The sequence below is a fragment of the Variovorax sp. J22P240 genome (assembly GCF_030316855.1).
In the GTDB taxonomy this organism is placed as follows: Bacteria; Pseudomonadota; Gammaproteobacteria; order Burkholderiales; family Burkholderiaceae_C; genus Variovorax.
In genome coordinates this window covers 24751-46650 of record NZ_JASZYR010000015.1, presented here as the reverse complement: position 1 = coordinate 46650, position 21900 = coordinate 24751, and the positions used below count along the sequence as shown (strand labels likewise).

Annotated in this window: 20 protein-coding genes and 1 pseudogene; 12 read left to right on the top strand and 9 right to left on the bottom strand. The window is 66.3% G+C overall.

Features of this window, described 5'->3' with window-relative positions:
- Positions 1–48 precede the first annotated feature (48 nt).
- On the top strand, positions 49–966 hold the full coding sequence (locus QTI24_RS25670) for a DMT family transporter (RefSeq protein WP_286604326.1): 918 nt from the start codon (positions 49–51) through the stop codon (positions 964–966).
- On the opposite strand, the gene QTI24_RS25665 is transcribed toward QTI24_RS25670, so the two are convergent.
- Positions 925–1656, bottom strand: a complete 732-nt coding sequence (locus tag QTI24_RS25665) for a DUF1345 domain-containing protein (protein ID WP_286604225.1) — start codon at positions 1654–1656, stop codon at positions 925–927. The genes QTI24_RS25670 and QTI24_RS25665 overlap by 42 nt on opposite strands.
- A gap of 110 nt (positions 1657–1766) precedes the next feature.
- Between QTI24_RS25665 and QTI24_RS25660 the strand changes: the two genes are divergently transcribed.
- Together QTI24_RS25660 and QTI24_RS25655 are read left to right on the top strand one after the other, a co-directional pair.
- Positions 1767–2504 (top strand): c-type cytochrome, encoded by a 738-nt coding sequence (locus QTI24_RS25660; protein WP_286604224.1) that lies wholly within the window; start codon positions 1767–1769, stop codon positions 2502–2504.
- A 7-nt stretch (positions 2505–2511) separates the two neighbouring features.
- A complete protein-coding gene (locus QTI24_RS25655) occupies positions 2512–3786 on the top strand; it encodes a c-type cytochrome (RefSeq protein ID WP_286604223.1) in 1275 nt (424 codons plus the stop codon).
- Between the two features lie 8 nt (positions 3787–3794).
- On the opposite strand, the gene QTI24_RS25650 is transcribed toward QTI24_RS25655, so the two are convergent.
- Entirely contained in the window at positions 3795–4742 is a 948-nt protein-coding gene (locus QTI24_RS25650) for a JmjC domain-containing protein (protein WP_286604221.1), read from the bottom strand.
- A gap of 208 nt (positions 4743–4950) precedes the next feature.
- On the opposite strand from QTI24_RS25650, the gene QTI24_RS25645 reads away from it, so the two are divergent.
- Positions 4951–7188: a heavy metal translocating P-type ATPase gene (locus QTI24_RS25645; RefSeq protein WP_286604220.1), complete on the top strand. Its 2238-nt coding sequence runs from the start codon at positions 4951–4953 to the stop codon at positions 7186–7188.
- 17 nt (positions 7189–7205) lie between these two features.
- Positions 7206–7601: a Cu(I)-responsive transcriptional regulator gene (gene cueR / locus QTI24_RS25640; RefSeq protein WP_286604219.1), complete on the top strand. Its 396-nt coding sequence runs from the start codon at positions 7206–7208 to the stop codon at positions 7599–7601.
- Between the two features lie 12 nt (positions 7602–7613).
- Here the strand turns inward: cueR and QTI24_RS25635 are convergent, their stop codons facing one another.
- From QTI24_RS25635 to QTI24_RS25605, 7 genes are all read right to left on the bottom strand, one after another.
- A complete protein-coding gene (locus tag QTI24_RS25635; protein ID WP_286604218.1) occupies positions 7614–9995 on the bottom strand; it encodes a fatty acid cis/trans isomerase in 2382 nt (793 codons plus the stop codon).
- Positions 9996–10069: 74 nt separating this feature from the next.
- Positions 10070–10369 carry a copper-binding protein gene (locus QTI24_RS25630; RefSeq protein ID WP_286604216.1) on the bottom strand — a complete coding sequence of 100 codons (300 nt, stop codon included), beginning with the start codon at positions 10367–10369 and terminating at the stop codon, positions 10070–10072.
- Between the two features lie 23 nt (positions 10370–10392).
- Entirely contained in the window at positions 10393–11805 is a 1413-nt protein-coding gene (locus tag QTI24_RS25625; protein ID WP_286604214.1) for a multicopper oxidase family protein, read from the bottom strand.
- 4 nt (positions 11806–11809) lie between these two features.
- On the bottom strand, positions 11810–13174 hold the full coding sequence (locus QTI24_RS25620) for a TolC family protein (protein ID WP_286604213.1): 1365 nt from the start codon (positions 13172–13174) through the stop codon (positions 11810–11812).
- The gene (locus tag QTI24_RS25615; protein WP_286604212.1) at positions 13171–13506 is read right to left on the bottom strand and encodes a hypothetical protein; all 336 of its coding nucleotides are present in this window, start codon (positions 13504–13506) and stop codon (positions 13171–13173) included. Before QTI24_RS25615 ends, QTI24_RS25620 begins: the two co-directional genes overlap by 4 nt.
- 121 nt (positions 13507–13627) lie before the next feature.
- On the bottom strand, positions 13628–14002 hold the full coding sequence (locus QTI24_RS25610; RefSeq protein WP_286604211.1) for a hypothetical protein: 375 nt from the start codon (positions 14000–14002) through the stop codon (positions 13628–13630).
- Between the two features lie 31 nt (positions 14003–14033).
- On the bottom strand, positions 14034–15014 hold the full coding sequence (locus tag QTI24_RS25605) for an ABC transporter substrate-binding protein (RefSeq protein ID WP_286604210.1): 981 nt from the start codon (positions 15012–15014) through the stop codon (positions 14034–14036).
- A 150-nt stretch (positions 15015–15164) separates the two neighbouring features.
- Between QTI24_RS25605 and QTI24_RS25600 the strand changes: the two genes are divergently transcribed.
- The 7 genes and pseudogenes from QTI24_RS25600 (at position 15165) to QTI24_RS25570 (ending at position 21890) form a co-directional block, all read left to right on the top strand.
- The gene (locus tag QTI24_RS25600) at positions 15165–17627 is read left to right on the top strand and encodes a sensor histidine kinase (protein ID WP_286604209.1); all 2463 of its coding nucleotides are present in this window, start codon (positions 15165–15167) and stop codon (positions 17625–17627) included.
- 61 nt (positions 17628–17688) lie between these two features.
- On the top strand, positions 17689–18066 hold the full coding sequence (locus tag QTI24_RS25595) for a response regulator (RefSeq protein ID WP_286604208.1): 378 nt from the start codon (positions 17689–17691) through the stop codon (positions 18064–18066).
- A complete protein-coding gene (locus tag QTI24_RS25590; protein WP_286604207.1) occupies positions 18063–19184 on the top strand; it encodes an adenylate/guanylate cyclase domain-containing protein in 1122 nt (373 codons plus the stop codon). The genes QTI24_RS25595 and QTI24_RS25590 overlap by 4 nt, the downstream gene beginning before the upstream one ends.
- Before the next feature lie 11 nt (positions 19185–19195).
- Positions 19196–19537: pseudogene (locus tag QTI24_RS25585) on the top strand (YciI family protein); the annotation flags it as partial.
- Between the two features lie 277 nt (positions 19538–19814).
- Positions 19815–20192, top strand: a complete 378-nt coding sequence (locus QTI24_RS25580) for a hypothetical protein (protein ID WP_286604205.1) — start codon at positions 19815–19817, stop codon at positions 20190–20192.
- Positions 20193–20583: 391 nt separating this feature from the next.
- Complete coding sequence (locus QTI24_RS25575) at positions 20584–20991, top strand: SRPBCC family protein (protein ID WP_286604204.1); 408 nt, start codon at positions 20584–20586, stop codon at positions 20989–20991.
- The gene (locus tag QTI24_RS25570; protein WP_286604203.1) at positions 20988–21890 is read left to right on the top strand and encodes a LysR family transcriptional regulator; all 903 of its coding nucleotides are present in this window, start codon (positions 20988–20990) and stop codon (positions 21888–21890) included. The genes QTI24_RS25575 and QTI24_RS25570 overlap by 4 nt, the downstream gene beginning before the upstream one ends.
- Positions 21891–21900: the final 10 nt, after the last annotated feature.

The following is a 21900-nucleotide window of genomic DNA, read 5'->3' as shown; positions in this document are numbered from 1 at the left end:
GAAGGCGAATGCACGGTGAGCGTCAGCGCGCCCAAGCCGGCGGGGCCGATGCCGAAGGCAAAGACCGCCCAGCCCGCGAGCCGCCGATGGCTGGTAGACCTCGTGCTGCTTGGCGCGCTATGGGGCGCGTCCTTCCTGTTCATGCGGATCGGCGCCGCGGAGTTCGGCGCACTCCCGACAGCGGCCGTGCGCGTGGGGATCGCGATGCTGTTCCTGTTTCCCCTGCTTCTCGTGCGCGGACAATGGTCCAGCTTCAAGCAGCACTGGAAACCTGCGCTCGGCATCGGCGTGCTCAACTCCGGCCTGCCCTTTGCTTTCTTCGCGTTCGCACTACTGACCATCAACAGCGGTCTTGCGGCGGTGATCAATGCCACGGTGCCGATGTTCGGCGCACTGGTCGCATGGGCGTGGTTCGGCGACCGTCCCGATCGCTCGCGCATCCTCGGTCTGGTGATCGGCTTTGCCGGCGTTGCGATGCTCGCGGGGCGCAGCGCGGGCTTTCATTCGGGCGCGGACGAAGGCGCAGCGCGCTGGGCCATCGCCTCCTGTCTCGCCGCGTGCATCTGCTATGCGTTTTCGGCAAGCCTGACGCGCAAGCATCTTGTCGGCGTTCCCGCATTGGCAACCGCGACGGGCAGCCAGATCGGCGCCACCCTCGCCCTCGCCGTGCCGGCCTTCTGGCTCTGGCCGGCGCAGATGCCGAGCCTGCACGCGTGGCTCGCGCTCATCGCCGTGGGCACGGCCTGCACGGGGCTGGCCTACATCCTGTTCTTCCGGCTGATCGAGGCCGCGGGGCCGGCGCGCGCGCTGACGGTCACCTTCCTGGTGCCGGTGTTCGCGCTGTTCTATGGCGCCGTGTTTCTCGGCGAGGAGATCACGCAATGGATGCTGATCTGCGCGGTGGTGATCGTCTGCGGCGTCGCGCTATCGACCGGGCTTGTCAAGCTGGGTCGCCGCGGCAGTTGAGGAAACGGAGTCCTCGTTCGCCGAATTCTGGATCAGCGTGGCGACCACGTTGATCGACAGCGCCAACACCAGCATGTTGAAGGCGAAAGACACCACGCCGTGCACGAGCGTGATGCGCCGCATGTCGCGCGAGGTGACCTGTACGTCCGACACCTGCGAGGTCATGCCGACCACGAAGGAGTAGTACAGGAAGTCGAAGTAGTCCGGGTCCAGCTTGCCCGGAAAGTCCAGGCCGGGACCGTGCTCCCCCGGATCGATTTCCGCCTGGTAGTAGCGGTGCGCATAGTGAAAGGCGTAGATCGTGTGAATCATCAGCCATGAGCTCGCCAGCGCGGCCAGTCCGAGCGTGATGAGGCCGATGCGCTCCATTCCGTGCAAGGTCGGCACCTTCCTCAGCAATGTCAGGATCACCGCCATGCTCACGGAGACCGCGACCAGCATGACGACGAGTAGCCACGCCCTGGGCGGATCCATCGACTGGGCTCGCGATCGAGTGCGGTCGGCGTCCGAGGTCTCGGCCAGCCACCATGCGGGTACCAGGTACACCGCTGCCCCGGTGCACCAACCGAGAAGCCCGCAAGGCGCCGGAGCGAGGCCCGTCAGACTCAGGCCGAGGCCCGCCAGGATGCCGACGATGGCAGCGCAAAGGAGCCGCTGCCATCCGGACATCATGACGAATTGCTTGTGCATGCGGCACTGTAGCGTCTGCCGCCTACAACTGATCCTGTCGATTGGCGCGACACTGAGACTGTTCTTTTGCAGAGCAATGGTAGACAGTCACGAAAACCAATGAGCCTCGCATGAACATCCCACGCCAGTTGCAGTCCCTTCTGCATAGCGTCCTGGGCGCCACCGCGCTCGCCGCCTGCATTTGGCAGCCCAGCCATGCCGCGCCACCACCAGGGCGAGTTCCAGACACCATCGAGCAGCGCGTGGCCGCCTGCATCGCGTGTCACGGCCGCGAAGGCTCGAGCACGGAGGCGGCCTACTTTCCGCGGTTGTCGGGCAAGCCTGCGGCCTATCTCTTCAACCAGTTGCTGAGCTATCGCGATGGCCGCCGCTTCAACTCCGACATGACCCACATGGTGCAGCACCTGTCAGACGCGTACCTGCGCGAAATCGCGGACTACTTCGGCGGCATCGACCTGCCCTATCCGCGCCCGCCCACCACCACCGATGCAACGCCTCAGATGCTCGCGCGTGGCAAGGCACTGGTGTTCGACGGCGACCCGGGGCGCGGCATTCCGTCCTGCGCACAATGCCACGGACAGGCGCTGACCGGCGTGTTGCCCGGCATTCCGGGGCTGCTCGGCCTGCCGCGCCTCTATCTGTCGTCGCAACTCGGCGCCTGGGTCACCAATGACCGCCATGCGCTCGAACCCGACTGCATGGCGCAGGTGGGCCGCAAGCTCACGACGGCCGACATCAATGCCGTGACGAGTTGGCTGGTGCTGCAGCCCGTGCCCGCGAATCCCAAGCCCGCGGCCCACGCGCCCAGCCCGGTGCCGATGGCGTGCAGCGCGCTGAACACCCCCTGATCCCGCCATGCGACGCCTGCTCTACCTGCTGACTTTTCTTGCCTCCCTGGCGGTGCTGGCGGGCCTGGCCATCGTCGCGCTCAATATGCGCGGCGAAGACAAACTGCCCGATCCGCCCGTTGCGTTCAGCCCCACGCCGGCCCAGATCGAACGCGGCCGCTACCTCGCGCTCGCCGGCAATTGCGCGGGCTGCCACACGGCGCGCGGTGGTGCGCCCTATGCGGGCGGTGTGGGCATCGAGACCCCCTTCGGCACGATCTTCGCCAGCAACCTCACGCCCGACCCGAACGCCGGCATCGGCGGCTGGACGTCGGGGCACTTCTGGCGCGCCATGCACAACGGGCGATCGAAGGACGGGCGGCTGCTCTACCCCGCCTTTCCGTACCCGAACTTCACGCGCGTGACGCGCGAGGATTCGGACGCGATCTTTGCCTACCTCCAGAGCATCCCGCCCGCGCCCACGCCGAATCTCGCGCACAAGCTGCGCTTCCCCTACGACACCCAGCCGGCGCTGGCCGTTTGGCGAGCGCTCTCTTTCAAGCCGGGCACCTACGTCGCCGATCCGGCCAAGCCCGCCGAATGGAACCGCGGCGCCTACCTCATCGACGGCCTCGGGCACTGCATTGCCTGCCACGGTACGCGCAACGTGCTCGGTGCCACGCAGGAAAAGCTGGGGCTTTCGGGCGGGCTCATTGCGGTCGAGAACTGGTATGCGCCTTCGTTGACCTCGAAGCGCGAGGCCGGCGTCGCCGACTGGGATCCAAAGGACGTGGCGGAACTGCTCAAGAACGGCCGCTCGGCGCGCGGCGCGGTCATGGGCCCGATGGCAGATGTGGTGTTCGGCAGCACGCAGCATCTGGACGAGGCCGACCTGCGTGCGATGGGCGTCTATCTGAAGAGCTTGCCCAACACTGCATCCGCAGCCCCGGCTGCCACGTCGACGACGTCACGCCGTGACGTGCGCGTGATGGAGCGCGGCGCGAAGATCTTCGACCAGCGGTGCGCCTATTGCCACGGCGACCAGGGCCAGGGGGCCGAGGGTGCCTACCCGCCGCTCGCGGGCAATCGCGCCGTGCTCATGGACTCGGCGGTCAATCTGATCCAGATCGTGCGGCACGGCGGCTTCCTCCCCTCCACCGGAGGCAACCCCCGCCCCTATGGCATGCCGCCCTTCCGCTACGTGCTGGACGACACCGATGTCGCCGCCGTGCTGACCTATGTCCGCGGCTCCTGGGGCAACGATGCGCCGCCGGTCACGCCGCGCGACATGCTGCGCCGCTAGCCCCTTCCTCAGTAAGAACCCGGAGGTGCGGTCCCCGCGCGCTGCATGCGTCGCAAGGGCCCGATCAGCCGGGCCAGCGAAGAGCGCGCCGCGCCGATGAACTCGCCGACCGGCGCCTTGAAGGCGTCCGCCGAGAGCGATTCACCGGGAGCCGCCGGCGACAGGCCGCAGCGGCGCAGCACCCGGTTGAGTTGGTACACGCGCGCCACCCTGCGCGTGACGGAGGTGTAGAAGTTCACGCCGATCGAGATCGCCACGCGATCCCCAGGCACCGTCCAGTCGGGGTCGGACCGGGTCATGTGCGGCGAGGTGCTCGGGAAGTACACACCGTCGCCCGGACGCGTCTCGAACTCATGGCTGCGCGCCTTGAACTCTTCCTTCAGGCGCACCTTGCGCAGCGAGTGCGTGACGATGAAGTCCTCTACCGCGTCGGCGGGCACCACCACCCGGTCGGTGTGGTCCCAGACATTCATCACCTTGCGTCCGCGCAACTGCAGCCAGAAATTGTTCTCGCGGTCGATGTGAAACGGCGTCACCGAGGGCGGCGCGGAAATGAAGATGAACCCCGTCACCATGAAGATGTCCGGCTGCTCGCGCTCGATGGTCCCGCGCACGTTGTCCAGGATGTTTTCGAGCAGGGCCCGGTAGCGCGGAATGGCCTCGACGTTGTAGAGCGCAAGCCAGGAGCCGGGTTCTTCGATGCGCCGGAAGACCTCCTCGATGCTGCGCCCGTCCGGGTGCTGGCTGTCGTGCGCGAATCCCGAGGCCTGCGTGATGCCGGGGCGGACGAAGCGGCACTGCTTCATCGGAGCGAGTTCCTTGGCCAGGGCCTCGAGTTCGGGCAGCTGGAACAGCGGATGCTCGTGATAGTTGTGGTGAAGCCGGCCCACCTTGTGCGTGGTAAAGCCCGCCGGATCGTCCACCCACAGGCGGCAGTCCGGCGTCAAGGTCGCCATTCTCTCGATCTCGCTTGCGCCCATAGTTCCTCCTATGGTTCTTTGAGAAGTTGTGCGAAAAGCATAACGGAGGTAACACCAAATTACTAGTTTCCGTCGAGATAGATCGAAAGGCAGAGATCAAGCAGCGGCTTGACCCTCCCATGATGTCAAGGTTGATACTTCCTGCATCCGCCGCAAATATGGCTTGAAGGACAGGAGATACCGAATGAACAGCAGCCTGGCGCTCTCGCCCGGTTCGCGCGACCTGAAGGAATGGTCGCTTCCGATCGAAGGCATGACCTGCGCGTCGTGCGTGGCGCGGGTCGAACGGTCGTTGGCCGGCATTCCCGGCGTCACGGAGGCCAGCGTCAACCTCGCCACCGAGGCGGCCAGCGTGCAGACCGATGGCTCGGTCTCGCTCGGCACGTTGCGCGCCGCCATCGAGAAGGCCGGCTACAGCGTGGGCGAAGACGCTCCGGAAGAACAGACCGCGTCATCGGCCGGAGCGCCGGTCGCACGACCGCGCCGCCGGAACGATGCATGGCCTGTCATCGCGGCCGCGATTCTCTCGGCACCGCTGGTGCTGCCCATGCTCGGGCTTCTCTTCGGCAAGGAATGGATGATCGACGGCTGGCTTCAACTGGCACTGGCCACGCCCGTGCAGTTCTGGCTGGGCGCGCGCTTCTATCGCTCGGGCTGGAAGGCCCTGAAGGCCCGTGCCGGCAACATGGACCTGCTCGTGGCCCTCGGCACGACGGCCGCCTACGGCCTCAGCGTCTACCTGCTCCTCACGCACGCCGGCCACGGCGGCATGCCGCACCTGTACTTCGAGGCCTCGGCGGTGGTCATCACGCTGGTGCTGCTGGGCAAGTGGCTCGAAACCCGGGCCAAGCGGCAGACCACCGAAGCCATCCGCGCATTGAATGCATTGCGGCCCGAGCGCGCGCGCGTTCGCCGCAACGGCATCGACCAGGACGTGGCGCTGGCGCAGGTCAGGATCGACGACCTCGTCGTCATCCGGCCCGGCGAACGCCTGCCCGTCGATGGCGCCGTGGTCGAGGGCGCCAGCGAAGTCGACGAATCGCTCATCACCGGCGAGAGCCTCCCCGTCGCCAAGCAGGTAACCGATGCGGTAACGGGCGGGTCGGTCAACGGCCAGGGCCTGCTCGTGGTTCGCACGACTGCCGTGGGCGCGGAATCGACGCTGGCGCGCATCGTGAGGCTGGTGGAATCCGCGCAGGCAAAGAAGGCGCCGATCCAGCGCCTGGTCGATCGCGTGAGCAATGTGTTCGTGCCGGTGGTCATCGGCATTGCACTGCTGACTTTCCTGGGTTGGGGGCTCGTCACGGGCAACTGGGAAACGGCGATCCTGAATGCCGTCGCCGTGCTCGTGATCGCCTGCCCCTGCGCGCTGGGCCTGGCGACGCCGACCGCGATCATGGCCGGCACGGGCGTCGCCGCGCGTCATGGCGTCCTGATCAAGGATGCAGAGGCACTCGAGATCGCGCACAGCGTGAAGATCGTCGCTTTCGACAAGACCGGCACGCTGACCGAAGGCCGCCCGGAGCTGGTGGCGTTCGAAGCAGTGGACGGCGACATTGCCGCGCTGCTGCGGGCGAGCGCGGCGATCCAGTCGGGCAGCGAGCATCCGCTGGCCCGTGCCGTCCTGGCGGCGGCGAAGAAGGCGAACGTCGAAATCCCGCGCGCGGGCGGCGTGCGAGCCGTGGCCGGACGCGGCATGTCGGCCATCGTCGATGGGCGCGAACTGCGCCTGGGCAGCACGCGCTTCATGCGCGAACTCGCGGTGCCGCTCGGCAAGCTCGATGCACGCGCCACGCAATTGCAGTCGGAGGGCCGCACCGTCTCGTGGCTGGCGGACGTGACCGATCGCCCCACCCTCATCGGTCTGCTGGCGTTCGGCGACACGCCCAAGGCCAGCGCGGCGGCGGCCATCCGCCAGCTGCATGCGCAAGGCATCCGGACGGCGCTCGTGTCCGGCGACAACCGCGGCAGCGCAGAGGCGGTGGCACGCGCCCTGAAGATCGATACGGTCCGCGCCGAGGTGCTGCCCGAGGACAAGGCGACGATCATCGCGCAACTGAAGTCCGACGGAGACCGCGTCGCTATGGTGGGCGACGGCATCAACGACGCACCGGCATTGGCCGCGGCCGACGTCGGCATCGCGATGTCCACCGGCACCGACGTCGCGATGCATGCGGCCGGCATCACGCTCATGCGCGGCGACCCCGCGCTGGTGAGCGACGCCATCGACATCTCGCGCCGCACCTACGCGAAGATCCGCCAGAACCTGTTCTGGGCCTTTGCCTACAACGTGGTCGGCATCCCGCTTGCGGCCTTCGGCATGCTGAGCCCGGTGATCGCCGGTGCGGCGATGGCGTTCAGCAGCGTGAGTGTGGTCGGCAATGCGCTGCTGCTGCGGCGCTGGAAGGGAAACGCGCAATGAGCGAGGCAGGAGCAGGCATGGAACCTTTCAACATCGGCGAGGCCGCCGCGCGATCGGGCGTCTCCGCCAAGATGGTGCGGCACTACGAATCCCTCGGCCTGTTGCCGGACGTGGCCCGCACCGATGCGGGCTACCGCCAGTACACCGACAGCAACGTGCACACGCTGCGCTTCATCCGCCGTGCGCGCGACCTGGGCTTCAGCATGGCGGAGATCGCGGAACTGCTGAAGCTCTGGCAGAACAAGCGGCGAGCGAGCGCAGACGTGAAGCGCATCGCCCTCGCACATGCGGACGACCTGCATCGGCGCATCGAAGAGATGACCGCGATGAAGCGCACGCTGGAGCGGCTGGCGCAGTGCTGCCACGGCGACCACCGCCCCGATTGCCCCATCCTCGACGAGCTGGCGGAATGAGGCTCTCGTCGACTATCGGTTTTCGAAGCGGTTGTAGTCGAGGATGCCAGCTTCGAGGGTCTGATCCTTTTGGTAGCGATCGACCAGAGCATCGCTGAAGGCCCAGAAATCGGGATTGGTGCGCCGCACGGCCCAGCGCCTCGAGAAGGCCGCGTAGTCGGCTTCGGAGCGAAGCTGGCGGATGGCTGCGGTCATCGTGGGCAGCTCGGCTGCCGTCGCTCGGTAGAAGGCATTGGGATAGCTGCCGATCACGCCAGGGACAACCGTCAGCGAATCTTCATCAGGCCTCAGTTCGCGACGTTCGCCAAGCAGGTGCGACACACTGGCGTGCGCCGTATTGCGCAACAGGCTGAAGGTGAGCTTGTCGCCGTTGGGTGCGTCGACCACCAGCAGTGCGCTTTCAGGCAGCCATTGCAAGGCCGAGCCTCGCACGCTTTCCAGTTCATGCAGTGGCGCTCTCAGTGGCGGCGCCACGTGACGATCGATGTCGAACCGTGTGTCCAGCACCGGTGCGAGCTTCGTTTTCATCATGCCCAGCAGCTCCCGCTTCGGGTCGGCCGTCGTGAAGCGTATGCCGCTTTCCACGGGCAGCGTCGTCGACGGACCGCCATAGACCTGCTCGCGCGTGGCAAGGCTTTCGCCGCGATACCACTGGTCACGCGTCGCCACTCGCTGCGCCTTGGGCAGCAGCGTGATGAAATTGAACTCGCCCTCCATGCGCAGAAAGTCCATGTAGAGCCGCGAGTTGAGCTGGTGTCCGACGTTGCCGTAGACGTCGTAGTTCGCGACCAGCAGGTAGTGAATGCGTTCCAGCAGCGGGTAGCCGATGACCCACGCCGACTTGGGCGACTCGCCCACCATGCCCTTCACGACGCTGGCGCTGTCGAAGTGCCGGAAGACCGTGAGGGCGGCGTTGCGGTTGCTCCCTTCGCCATCCCAGATCAGGCGCAGGTTCAGGCTGCCGGGACTCTGCAACGACTGCGCGAGGAAATCCGACTTGGCCTTCAAGTACTCGTTCTCGAGATTTGCGTAGGTCAGCCAGGGGATCAGGACTCCGGTGTCACTGCTGCCCGTCGGCAGGCGCAGCAGGTTGGCATCACGCGCCAGCAGCTTCGATTGCGCGGCGTCGAAATCGTTGGTCGGGGCGAGAAACACGACCCAGAAGTGGTCCTCGATGACATCGAGCGCCATCTGGCCGCGACACACCGGCCCCTTGATGAAACCCATGATCGTGAACTCGGCCTCGTCGAGCATGAAGCGATAGCGCGCGCTGACCGGCAAGGCTTCAAAGGTCGAAAAAGGATTGGCGGCCGTGTCCGCGCTGTAGCCGGGCAGACGCTCTACCGCATAGGGCGCATCGATGAACAGTGCCCGCCAGCGCGCCATCCGTTGTGCGCCCAGGGCATAGGGCATGTGTGTCTTGGCGACGATGGACTCGCGCTCGGGCACGAGCCGGTAGTACACGCGCTCCACGCCGGGATCGTCGACCGGACGGCGGCTCGCGATCAACTGCAGCGGCTGGCCGGGCGGCGTGGCCGAGCGCACCAGCTTGAAGTACTGGCGCTGCGGATCGTCGTCGAAGTACAGGTGCGCGAGGAACAGATGCTCGTAGGCGTAGCGGCTGAAGAGCCTTTCCTTCGGGGAATCGCCATTGAAGAAGCGCTCCCACTGGGCCATGCGCTGCGTTGCCAGCGGCGTCGGCGCGGCCGGGCCCTCGTAAGGCGCACCCTGCTCCAGCCATCGCGCGAGGACGCCGTGCTCGGCTGCGCTCAGTCCCGGCAGGCCGAAGGGCATGCCGCCTTGGGGCGTTGCGCGTTCGTAGCGGTCGATCTCCGCGCCGGCAGGGCACATCGCCGATCGGTCGATGGAGAAATCCAGTCCGCCCTCGACGACGCCTTCCGTCGGATGCGGATGCTGCTGCTTGAGCACGAGCAAGCGGTGCATCAGGCCAGCGGTCCGGTTGGCCTCCGGCGTGGGCGCATGCTCGTTGAGCACCGGAAAGAAGTCGCGCTCGCGCCACTCCGATGGCTTGTCGGCGTCGACGAACAGACGCGACGGCGTCGCCGCCAGCAGCCGGCTCGCGTCGTACACGGGCGTCTTGTTCGCGCCTCGCGCCAGCCCTTCCCAACTGGTGGTCTTGAGTTGGCAAGGCCCGTCGTAACAGGCGTGGCATACGACGCAGCGACGGTCGAGGATGGGCTGGATGGTCTGCGCATACGACTGCCCCGGCGGCGGCGCAAGGGGATGGTCGAAGCGCTGGGGATCCGCTGGCCCGAACAAGTCGTCGAAGCGGCGGGTCGCGATCGTGGTACAGGCAGCGATCAGGATGACGATGGTGATCAATGACGCGACACGACGCATGCGAACGGCCTTCGATTGCGGGGGGTGGATCACGCACTGTACCGACTCCAAAGAAATCGGCCACCCTGCCGCCGTGAACGCTCAATTCATTGGCGTACAACCCACGCTCACCGCGTTGCCTCCAGCTTGGTCACCACGATCTTCCCGTCCACCATCTCGGCCCTGAAACGGACCTTGTCGCCCGTCTGCACCGTGTCGAGCAGCGCGTTGTCGCTGACCTTGAACACCATCGTCATGCCGGGCATCTCGAGGTTGTTCAAGGGCCCGTGCTTCAACGTGATCCTGGCGTTCTCCTTGTCGACCTTGCGCACCTCGCCGTTGCTGAGTTCGTCGGTGGCGGATTGCGCATGCGCCAGGCCGGCGAGTGCGACAACGCCCGCCAGCAGTGAATTTCTGAAACCGAGCATCTGAGATTCCTTTGTATGTTGAGTCAATGACCTGCATGCCCGCGCGGCTTGCGGACCTGCACTTCGACGTTGGCGGCCGGCATGTTCTGCGACGGCATGACCGATGGCCCCGCACCGCGCGCACGCGGCGCCTTGGCAACCGGTTCGGTCAACTCACGAGCGACCGTGCCCGGCGGCTGCCTGAACCAGCCGGGGTTCGAATAGTCGCCTGCCTTCTGTCCCTTTCGGACCTTGACGACGCTGAACATGCCGCCCATCTCGACCGAGCCGAACGGGCCTTCGCCGCTCATCATCGGCGCCGTGTTGTCGGGCAAGGGCATTGCCATCTCGCTCATGTCGCCCATGCCGCGTTCACCCATCACCATGTAGTCGGGGATGAGCCTGGTGATCTTGCCGACCACATCGCTGTGGTCGACGCCGATCATGGTGGGCACGTCGTGGCCCATCGCGTTCATCGTGTGGTGGCTCTTGTGGCAATGGAAGGCCCAGTCGCCCTCCTCGTCCGCGACGAACTCGATCTGCCGCATCTGGCCGACACCGACGTCGGTCGTCACCTCGGGCCAACGCGCGCCCTTCGGCTTCGGGCCGCCGTCGGTGCCTGTCACAACGAACTCGTGTCCGTGCAGATGCATCGGATGGTTCGTCATCGTGAGATTTCCGAAGCGGATGCGGACCTTGTCGTTGTGCCGCACGTTCAGCGAATCGATGCCCGGGAAGATGCGGCTGTTCCAGGACCACAGGTTGAAGTCCAGCATGGTCATGATCTTCGGCGTCGCGCTGCCGGGCTCGATGTCGTAGGCGTTGAGCAGAAAGACGAAATCGCGATCGACCTCGTCGATCAGCGGATGCGCCGCCTTCGGGTGCGTGACCCAGAAACCCATCATCCCCATGGCCATCTGCGCCATCTCATCCGCGTGCGGGTGGTACATGAAGGTGCCCGGCCGGCGCGCCGTGAATTCATAGACGAAGGTCTTCCCCGGCGCGATGGCCGGCTGCGTGAGGCCCGAGACACCATCCATGCCGTTGGGCAAGCGTTGGCCGTGCCAATGGATGCTGGTGCGCTCGGGCAGCTTGTTGCTGACGAAGATACGCACGCGGTCACCTTCGACCACTTCGATGGTCGGCCCGGGCGACTGGCCGTTGTAGCCCCACAAGTGCGCCTTGAACCCCGGCGCCATCTCGCGCACCACCGGCTCGGCGACGAGATGGAACTCCTTGACGCCACTGTTCATTCGCCATGGCAACGTCCAGCCGTTGAGCGTGACGACGGGGTTGTAGGGCCGGCCGCTGGATGGCGAAAGCGGCGGCATGGTATCGGGCCTGGTCTGCAGCACCGGCTCAGGCAAGGCGGCCATCGCCACCCTGGACACCGATGCGGCTGCGATCGCGCCGGTGATGGCGCCGGCAGCGCTCAGGAAATTGCGTCTGTGCGTCATGGTTTCAAGGGGAAGTGGGCTTTCCGATGACCGACGCGGCCAGCGCGGCATCGGCAAGCCAGAACTGTTGCTGAGCGTCGATGGCGGCCATCACGCTCGTGATCTGCTCGCGCGTCTCCGCGAGCAGTTCGAAGACGCCGATCAGCATGCCGTTGTAGCGAAGCATGTTTTCCTCGGCCATGGTCTGGCGCAGCGGCACGATCTCGTCCCGGTAGTGCCGCGCGATGTCGTAGGCGGTGCGGTACGCGGAGTAGCCTTCGCGCAGCTGCGAGTTGGCGCCGCGCACGGTCGCGTCGTAGCGGTAGGCGGCGGCGAGCGCCTGCGCATTCATCGCATCGCGCTGCGCAGTGCCCCAGTCGAAGAGCGGCAGTCGGACGTCGAGCTCGTAGCCGTTGCGATTGACTCTGCCTCCGCTCGCGAAGACCGTGTCATGCCGCGCGCCGGCTTCGATGTCGATGAAGGTGGGCAGGAGGTTCAGTCCCTGGGTCTTGCCAGCCACGTCGAGTTGCGCGCGCGCGAGTCGGACATCGAGCCGCTGATCGTTCGCCGCACCTGCCACTTCGTCGGCTTCGCGCGGCGCCTTGGGCAGGTCGGGCAAGCGGTCCGGCAGCGTCAGCTTCGCGGCCTGCGCGTCGTCCAGGCCGAGCATGCGAACGAGATCCTCGCGCGCAGCCGCCGTCGCGTGCTGCGCGGACGCCAGCCGCGTCGTCGCGTCCGCGTGAAAGACCTGTTGCCGCGCGCGCTGGAGCTTGCTGAAGTTCCCGACCTGCTGCATGCGCCGGGCCAGTTCGGCGCTGGCTTGCGCGGCCTCGTTCACCTGCACGGCGTACTGAAGCGATTGCTGCGCCGCGACCGCGCGCACCCAGGCCTGGCGCACCTGCGTCACCTGGTCGACGACCGTGGAGGCCAGCTGCACCTTGACCTGCGCCGACCGGCTCTTCGAGAGCGCCATGCGCTGAGGCAACAGGATCAGATCCGCCAGGCCGAAGGACAGCAGGCGTCCCAGTTCGAGCTCATCGCCGAGCCGGAGACGCTCGAACTTGAAGAGCGGATTCGGGAGCCTTCCGCTCTGATTGGCTGCAGCCATGCCCGCCCAGCTTTGCGCAAGCATCGCCTGGACGGCTGGACTGTTGGCGAGCGCGACCCGGACCGCATCGCTTTCAGAAAGCGGACGCGTCAGCAGATCGTCTGTCAGCGCCGCACGGGCCTCGCGCTGTTCGTCGGTGCGGCTGAGTTCCAGCTTGCCATCGGTGAACTGCGATGTGCTGGCGTTCGTCTCCTCGAGCACCTCATCGATGCCGACCGAGGCGCAGCCGGTGAGCAGGAGCGCTGCGGCAGCCATTGCGCTCAGCGTCACGGCGCGCATCACGGATGCTCCTTGTGCGCCGACATGGCATGCCCATGCCCCTCCTGCGGATGGGCATCGTTCGACGGCGCTGCCACGTCTCCTGAACCCTGCGCCTCCTTGGCATAGGCGCGCCAACCGCCCCTGCCGTGGACGGTGTCGTTCGCCTCTCTCCAGGGGATGGGTTTGTCGTCGGCGAACGGCCGATAGCCATCCAGCGCCGAGCGGTATGTCAAGGCAGGCGGCGTGGCGCCTGCTCCTGTCGAAGCAGGCGTCGAAGGCGTCTGCGCCACGGCGGCGCACGCCGCCAATGCAGGCAATGCGGCCAGCCAGCGGGCTGGCAATGAAGAAGACATGGAATCCTCGCGATGTTCATGAACGGAGCGACGTCAGCAACCCTCCAGGGGGCGGACGCGCGAGCGATACATGGCGCGTCAAGGCACGCCGGCAGCCAGGGCGGCCGGTGGTGTGACGCGACTAGGCGCGAGGTGGTTTGTCGGGAACGCGAGACGCGAACGTCGCCTTCGCGCTGGCCGGCTCGGCCAGATCGGCTTGCGGCAAGACGTGGGCCGGCGCGACCTGCGTGTCGCTCGTCAAGGCGACGGCATGGCACGAGACGCAGGTGGAACACTTGTGCGATGTGTCGGCATGCGCGTGGGAGGTGTTCGCGCGGCTGTCGTCATCGGCATGCGATGCGGCATCGTGATGGTGCGCCGCATGGTCATGCGACGCCATCGCCGTCTTCATGGCGGGCTCCGGTGTTCCGCAGAGCGCCATCGACGCCGCCGCATACCCCTGGAAGGGTACGGCGAGCATCACCAGCCACAGCAGGAACACGCGAACGCGGGACATCCGGTGATTCTATCGGCCGCTCAAAGCCCGATCACTGAATCACCTTGTCCGCCCGGTTCATCACCGAACGCGGAATCGTGAAGCCGAGTCGCTTGGCCGTGTTGAGGTTGATCAGCAACTCGAACTTCGTCGGCTGTTCGATCGGAAGGTCGGCGGGCTTGGCGCCTTTCAGGATCCGGTCGACATAGCGGGCGCCGTCCTTGCCCTCGTTGCCGTAGCCGGGCCCATAGGCCATCAGGCACCCGTTTTCCGCGTAGTCGCCCCGGGCGCAGATGGTCGGCAATCCGTTTTCGATGGCCAATTCCGCAATCAGCTTCTGGTTGGAATTCGCGACCGGATTCAGCGTCACCCACACGGCCGTGGCGCGCGCCTTGACGGCATCCTTGAACGCCTGTGCATACCTGTCTGCGCTGCTGGCTTCCATCGAATAGAGCTGGAGCCCCAGCTTCTCCGCCGGCACCTGGCTGGCCTCCCACTGCGGGATGGAGCCAGGCGCTTGCGGATCCCACAGCACCGCCACGCGGACGGCCTTGGGGTCCGTTTCCTTGAGGAGTTCCAGCCGCTTCCCGGTGAGGATGGCCGCCACGTTGGTGACGCCCGTGCTGTTCCCGCCGGGCCGCGCCAGGCTTTCGGCCAGCCCGGTGGTGACCGGATCGGTGACACCCATGAAGACGATGGGCACCGTCGAAGTTGTCTTCTTGGCCGCCTGCGCGGCATTGGTGGTCACCGTGACGAGCACGTCGATGTCCATGCGCACCAGTTCCTCGGCCAGCATGGGGAGCCGTTGCAGATCCTGGCTTTCGTGACGGTAGTCGATGCGGATGGTCTGCCCTTCGACATAGCCGAGATCGCGGAGGCCCTTCTTGAACGCTTCCAGGCGCGGCGCGTCTGCGGAGGCCGAGACGGCCGCCAGGTAGCCCAGGTGCGGAATTTTCTTCGGCTGCTGGGCAAGCGCCGGGCAGCCGGCCATCAGCACGGCGCCCAGGAGAAGCCCCACGATCTTGCTGCGCATCGAAGTCCTCCTTGTTGCCGGCAGCCGCAGGGACCGATTTTGCGCTGCTTCCGGCCCAGCGCCGGTGTGCATGCGCGGTATCGGGTCGGCCAATAGGCCTAAGCGGCCGGTCTTCCCATCATGCGAATGGCGATGTCCAATGGAGGGTTCATGACGCCCCCGGATTCGTCTCCCGCTTCGCTCTCGGGCGATCTCGCGCCGCCGGCCGGTGGGCGACGCTTCGCGGTGCTGTCGCAGGCGACGCGGGAGGTTCACCGTGGACGCCTGTTTCGCAAGTACCTGCTGCTCATCCTCTCGCTTGTGACGAGCGTGCTGCTGGCCTCCAGCGCGATCGGGCTCTACTTCTCCTACCAGGAGAACAAGACGTCGCTCGCCAGCTTCCAGCATGAGAAGGCGGTCAGTGCGGCCTTGCGCATCGAGCAGTACGTCCAGCAGGTCTCCCAGCAATTGACCTATGCATCCCTCGCCCAGTTGGACGCCTCCGACCTGGAATCGCGGCGGACGGAATTCTGGCGTCTGCTGCGCCAGGCCCCGGAGGTGACCGACATCGCCCAGCTCGACCGCACGGGCCGAGAGCAGATCGCGGTATCCCGGCTGGGCATGGACGTCATGGGGTCCGGCAAGAATCGGTCGGCTGAAGAAGCCTTCCGCAACGCCGTGCCCGATGCTGCGTGGTTCGGCCCGGTCTACTTCAACCGCGACACCGAACCCTATATGACGGTGGCGATCCGCTCGGGCGGCGAGAAGGGCCCCGTCACCATCGCCGAGCTCAACCTCAAGTTCATCTGGGAGGTGGTGTCGCGCATCCAGATCGGCCAGAAGGGCAAGGCCTACGTCGTCGACAGCAACGGGCTGCTGGTGGCGGACCCGGACATCGGACTGGTCCTGCGCAAGACCAGCGTGGCATCGCTCCCGCATGTGCAGGCCGCGGCAGCCGATGGCGCCGTCGAGGACCAGGCAATGGTGTCGCGCGACCTCCATGGCGCCACCGTGCTGACCTCGATGGCACCGATCAAGTCGCTGGGCTGGAAAGTCTTCGTCGAACAGCCGATTGCCGAGGTGTACGCAAAGCTCAACGCATCCTTTCTGCGCGCCGCGGTGCTGCTGCTGGCCGGCCTGTTGATCTCGGCACTGGCGGCGTCGGTGTTGGCACGCAGCATGGTGCAGCCGATCCGCACGCTCGCCCGGGGCGCGCGGCGCATCGGCGAAGGCGATCTGAAGCAGGAGATCGTCGTCAAAACGGGCGACGAGCTGGAAGGCCTGGCCCACCAGTTCAACCGCATGTCGGCGCAGCTTCGCGAGTTGTACGGCGGGCTCGAACGCAAGGTGGAACTGCGCACCGCCGAGCTGACCGCTGCGCTCGAATTCCAGACCGCGACGGCGGAGATCCTTCGCGTGCTGAGCCGCTCGCCGACCGATCTGCAACCGGTGCTGCAGGCGGTGGCCGAACGCTCGGTGCGGCTGTGCCGCGCGCATGGCAGCCGTGTCTGGCTGCCGGAAGGCGATCACCTGCGGGCCATGACCGGCTACCAGATCGAGACCGGCGCCGAACTGGGCCGCGACGAGCTGCCACTGAGCAGCGCGACGGTGATCGGCCGCGCCTTCGTCGAGCGCCGGACGGTCCACGTCGAGGACATCGCGAAGCTGATCGATTCGAAGTACCCGGATTCGCGCGAGGCGCAGACGCGCCTCGGATTCCGGACCGTGCTGGCCGTGCCCATGGTCCGCGAGGGCGCGTCGGTCGGCATCATCGCCGTGCTTCGCAAGGAGGTGCACCCCTTCTCGAACGCCGAAGTCCGCCTCGTCGAGACCTTTGCGGACCAGGCCGTGATCGCGATCCAGAACGCGCGGCTCTTCCAGGAGATCGAGGACAAGAGCCGGCAGCTCGAAGTCGCCAACCACCACAAGTCGGAGTTCCTGGCGAACATGTCGCACGAGTTGCGCACACCGCTGAACGCCATCATCGGTTTCTCCGAGGTGCTGACTGAGCGGATGTTCGGCGAGGTCAACGACAAGCAGATGGAATACCTGCAAGACATCCACTCCTCCGGCCAGCATCTGCTGACGCTCATCAATGACGTGCTGGACCTGTCGAAGATCGAGGCGGGCCGGATGGAGCTGGACTCGAGTTGCTTCGACCTCGGCCTGTTGCTGGACAACGCGCTCACCCTCGTGCGCGAGCGGGCGCAGCGCAACGGCTTGTCGATGTCGCTGGAGGTGGGCGAAGGGTTGAACGAGTGGGTGGCGGATGCCCGCAAGGTCAAGCAGGTGGTGGTGAACCTGCTGTCCAACGCGGTGAAGTTCACGCCGGCCGGGGGCCGCGTGCGACTGAGCGCGCGGCGCGTCGAGAAGGCCGGCAAGCCGATGGCCGAGGTGAGCGTGGCCGACACCGGCGTGGGCATCGCGCCCGAAGACCAGGCACTGGTGTTCGACGAATTCCGGCAGGCGGGCGGCGACTACCTGCGCAAGGCCGAGGGCACCGGACTCGGCCTGTCACTGGCCAAGCGCTTCGTCGAGTTGCATGGCGGAACGCTGGGCGTCGAAAGCCGCCTCGGCGAAGGCGCGACCTTCACTTTTCTTCTGCCGCTGCTGACTCTGGAGGCCCTTGCATGAGCGCAGCGCCGGACCGCTCCAAGCAAGCTCGCACCGCGGTGCGAAGCACGGAGGTTACCCAATGAGCACCATCCTGATCGTCGAGGACAACGAGAAGAACATGAAGCTCGCCCGCGACATCCTCCAGCACAAGGGCCACGTCACGCTGGAGGCCAAGACCGGGGAACAGGGCGTGCGCCTCGCGATGCTGCATCAGCCGGACCTGATCCTGATGGACATCCTGCTGCCCGGCATCGACGGCATCGCCGCCCTGCGCCAGATTCGCGAGCAGCCCGAGCTGGACGCCACGCCGGTCATCGCGATCTCGGCTTCGGTCATGCCGGACGCCCAGCACAACATCGTCAACTCCGGCTTCGACGCCTTCCTGACCAAGCCCGTGTCGCTCAAGCCCTTTCTCGAAGTCGTGGATCGCCTGCTGAGCGAGGGACGTTCGAAATGAGCGAGCACATCCTGGTCGTCGACGACGTCGCGCAAAACCTCCGGCTGCTGTCGGACCTGCTGAGTGCGCGCGGCTATCGGACGAGCACCGCCGCGTCCGGCGAAGAGGCCCTGGCGAGCATCGCCGCCGACCCGCCCGACCTGGTGCTGCTCGACGTGATGATGCCGGGCATGAACGGCTACGACGTGTGCCGCGCCATCCGCGCCGACCCGGCCTGCGCCGTGCTTCCGGTGGTGCTGGTGACCGCGCTCGACCCCGAGCAGGAGCGCGTGAAGGGGCTGAACGCAGGCGCCGACGACTTCCTGAGCAAGCCCATCAACCAGGCCGAGTTGATGGCGCGCGTGCGTTCATTGCTGCGGGTGAAGACGCTGTACGACGAAGTGCAGCGCCAGCGCGCCGAACTGCAGGCGTGGAACGCCACGCTGGAGCGACGCGTGCAGGAGAGCGTGCAGCAGCTCGAACGCATCGGCCAGCTCAAGCGCTTCTTCTCCCCCCAACTGGCCGAGGCCATTCTTGCGGGTGGCGCCGACGATCCGCTGCGAAGCCATCGGCGCGAGATCACCGTCGTCTTTCTCGACCTGCGCGGCTTCACCGCCTTCACCGAGACCGCGGAGCCTGAAGAAGTGATGGCCGTGCTGGCGCAATACCACGCTGCGATGGGGCGGCTGGTGCTGGCCCACGAGGGCACGCTGGAGCGCTTCTCTGGCGACGGCATGATGATCTTCTTCAACGATCCGCAACCCGTGGCCGACGCACCGGCGCGTGCCTTGCGCATGGCCGTCCAGATGCAGGGGGAGATGGCCGCCCTCAGCGGGCAATGGCGCCGCCGCGGCTACGACCTGCACATGGGCATCGGCATTGCGCAAGGCTTCGCGACGCTAGGCGGCATCGGCTTCGACGCGCGCATCGACTACGGCGCCATCGGCACGGTCACCAACCTGGCTGCCCGGCTTTGCGGGGAGGCGGCGGGTGGCGAGATCCTGATCTCCCAGCGCGTTCATGGTGCACTGCAGGATGGAACGCCGGATGCCGCGTGGTCGATCCAGGAGGCCGGTGAACTGGAACTCAAGGGGTTCCAGCGCAAGGTGCCGGCTTGGCGAGTGGTTTGCGTGTCCTGAGGAGAAATGCCATGCGTGTGATGGTGATGGTCAAGGCGACCAGGGAATCGGAAGCCGGCGAAATGCCCGGCACGGACCTGCTGGCGGCCATGGGCAAGTTCAACGAGGAACTCGTCAGGGCGGGCGTGCTGCTGGCTGGCGAAGGCCTGCACCCGAGCGCGCGAGGCAAACGGGTGCGCTTCTCGGGCAACGAGCGGGCCGTGATCGACGGCCCCTTCGCGGAGACCAAGGAACTCATCGCCGGGTTCTGGCTGTGGCAAGTCAAGTCCATGGATGAGGCCGTCGAATGGGTCAGGCGATGTCCCAATCCCATGCACGGCGACTCCGAGATCGAGATTCGGCAACTACTGGACTACACAGGGAGAGAGGGCTGATGCGGTGGGGACCGTTCCACACTTCCACCAAACATCCGTCGAACTCGCGGTCGGCCCTGAATCGAACTCAGGCCGACCCTTGGTCAGAAGTGCGCCCGGCACCTTGATCCCTACGGAGGGAATTGATCCCAGCAGAGCGCCGATGACCCCCCAAACTGCATCCGTCATATGACCCTCGATGTGTCGGCCTCAGGTGGCCGACTGGCGCGGATTCTGCCAGTGGTCGTTGTCTAGCTGCGCGGGCGAGAATGACGACATGAAGAAACCGATCATCGCCTCTCTGGCCGTCACTCTGGTCGCTTCGGCTTCTGCGCAAACGCTCGTTTGCAACAGCGAGGTCGGCAAGCTGTTCGGCTCCCGGCAGATTGAAATTGTGCGCAGCGGCGACGGCATCACGGTTCGCGCCTCCAATGCGTCGAACGATGAGTGGGCGTATCGAGTTCTTGCTGAGAGCAAGGCACTCGGGGCGTTTCGTGCGGTTCGCATGGTCAAGTCTGCTGGCCCGCCCAGTGGGCTTGACGCCGTGCTGGGCGGGGAACTGTTTGTGCGCCGCGACGGCGCTTCTCTTCGGGCGTTTGCTACAGGCTCGATGACGTCCGGTGAGGTCAGTTCGGAACAGTTCGTCTGCCGGTAGAGGGGCGGGCACCGGAAGGTCCCCCAGTGGTCAGTTTGAGACAGATGAAATGGCCGACACTTCGAGATCGAGCTTCGGCCGTTGTTCGAGATCGACGATTTCAGCTAGCGCCAGGCGCTGCCCACCTGGATGTATCAGGTTCCGCCCTCCGGCCCTTCGCATAGTCGAGCCCGACCCACATGCCGAGGCGCCGCGCGATCTGGTAGCGAAAGCCCACTCCGCGGCTGATGACGTTCTCCCCTCGCTGAAGCTCGTGCTCTTGCCCCAGGCGCGTCCCGCACCAACGAATCCGACCGCTGCGCAGCCTTCGAGCGGGGCTATTGCACCAAGGGGCACTCCCGCCCCTGGGCTGTGGCAGCATGCGGCCCATTCAAGACGCGAAAGGCAAGGCGTGACCGCAGCAATTCAAGAGGCATTGGTCGTCAGCGAGACAGTCGGCGTACCGGCGAAGGTCGTCTATGACTTCAGCCGGCAAATGGAGAACCTGCCGCTGTGGGCGTCCGGTCTCGCCGCGGGCATCCAGCAGCGGGACGGGGCATGGTTCGCCGACTCGCCGATGGGCCAGGTCAAGGTGGAGATGGCGCCTGTCAATCCGTTCGGCGTTCTCGATCACGACGTCACGCTCCCGGACGGAGTCCGCGCCCACAACGCGTTCCGGGTCACGCCCTGTGGCGACGGAAGCCTGCTGACCTTCGTCGTGCTTCGATCGGCGGGCGTGAGCCAGGAGAGCTTCGACGCTGACGTGGCGCATGTGCGCCGCGACCTCGCGGCGTTGAAGCGCCTGCTCGAATTGCCGTGAACCTTCATCGGCTCGATCTGTTTTCGCTGTCGCTGTTCAGCCAGGTCGCGCGCAGCGGCAGCATCAGCAAGGGCGCCGAACTGGCGCACCTGGCCGTCGGCGCCGCCAGCAAGCGCATCACCGATCTCGAGGCGGCCGTGGGCGCCACATTGCTGGAACGCCATTCGCGCGGGATCACCCTGACCGTGGCCGGCCAGGCGCTGCAGGTGCATGCGCAACGCATCCTCAGTGACGTCGATCAACTGGCCGCGGACCTGTCGGACCATGCGACCGGCCTGGTGGGTGTCGTGCGGCTGTGGGCCAATACGTCGGCGGTGACGCAGTTCCTGCCGGCGGACATTTCGTCCTTCGTCCGTGCGAATGCTGGCATACGCATCGAACTCGAGGAAGAGGACAGCGGCGAAGTGGTGTTGGCAGTGCTCGATGGCCGAGCCGACATCGGCATCTTCGCCGACCGCACGCCCGCGCTGGGCCTGCACCAGATGAACTACCGCGAAGACCGCCTGGTCCTCGTGGTGCCGCAGGGCCATCCACTGGCGCGCCGCCGCACAGTACGCTTCGAGGAGGCCATCGACTACGACTTCGTCAGCCTGCCCAAGAGCACCTCGCTGGCCAAGCGCCTGCAGGCCGAGACCAAGGCGCTCGGCCGCAGCCTGAAGATGCGCCTGCAGGTCCGCAGCTTCGACGCGATGTGCCAGATGGTGGCAGCCGGCCTGGGCGTTGCAGTGCTGCCGCGAGATGCAGTCCGGCCTCACCTGCGCTCGATGAACCTGAAGCAGATCGCGTTGCAGGATTCGTGGGCGGCGCGCCGACTCCTGATCGGCCTGCGGGACGCGAGCGCAGTGCCCCGGCACGTGCGCCTGCTGATCGACCACCTCTGCGATCCCGCGGGGCACTAGCCGCGCCACG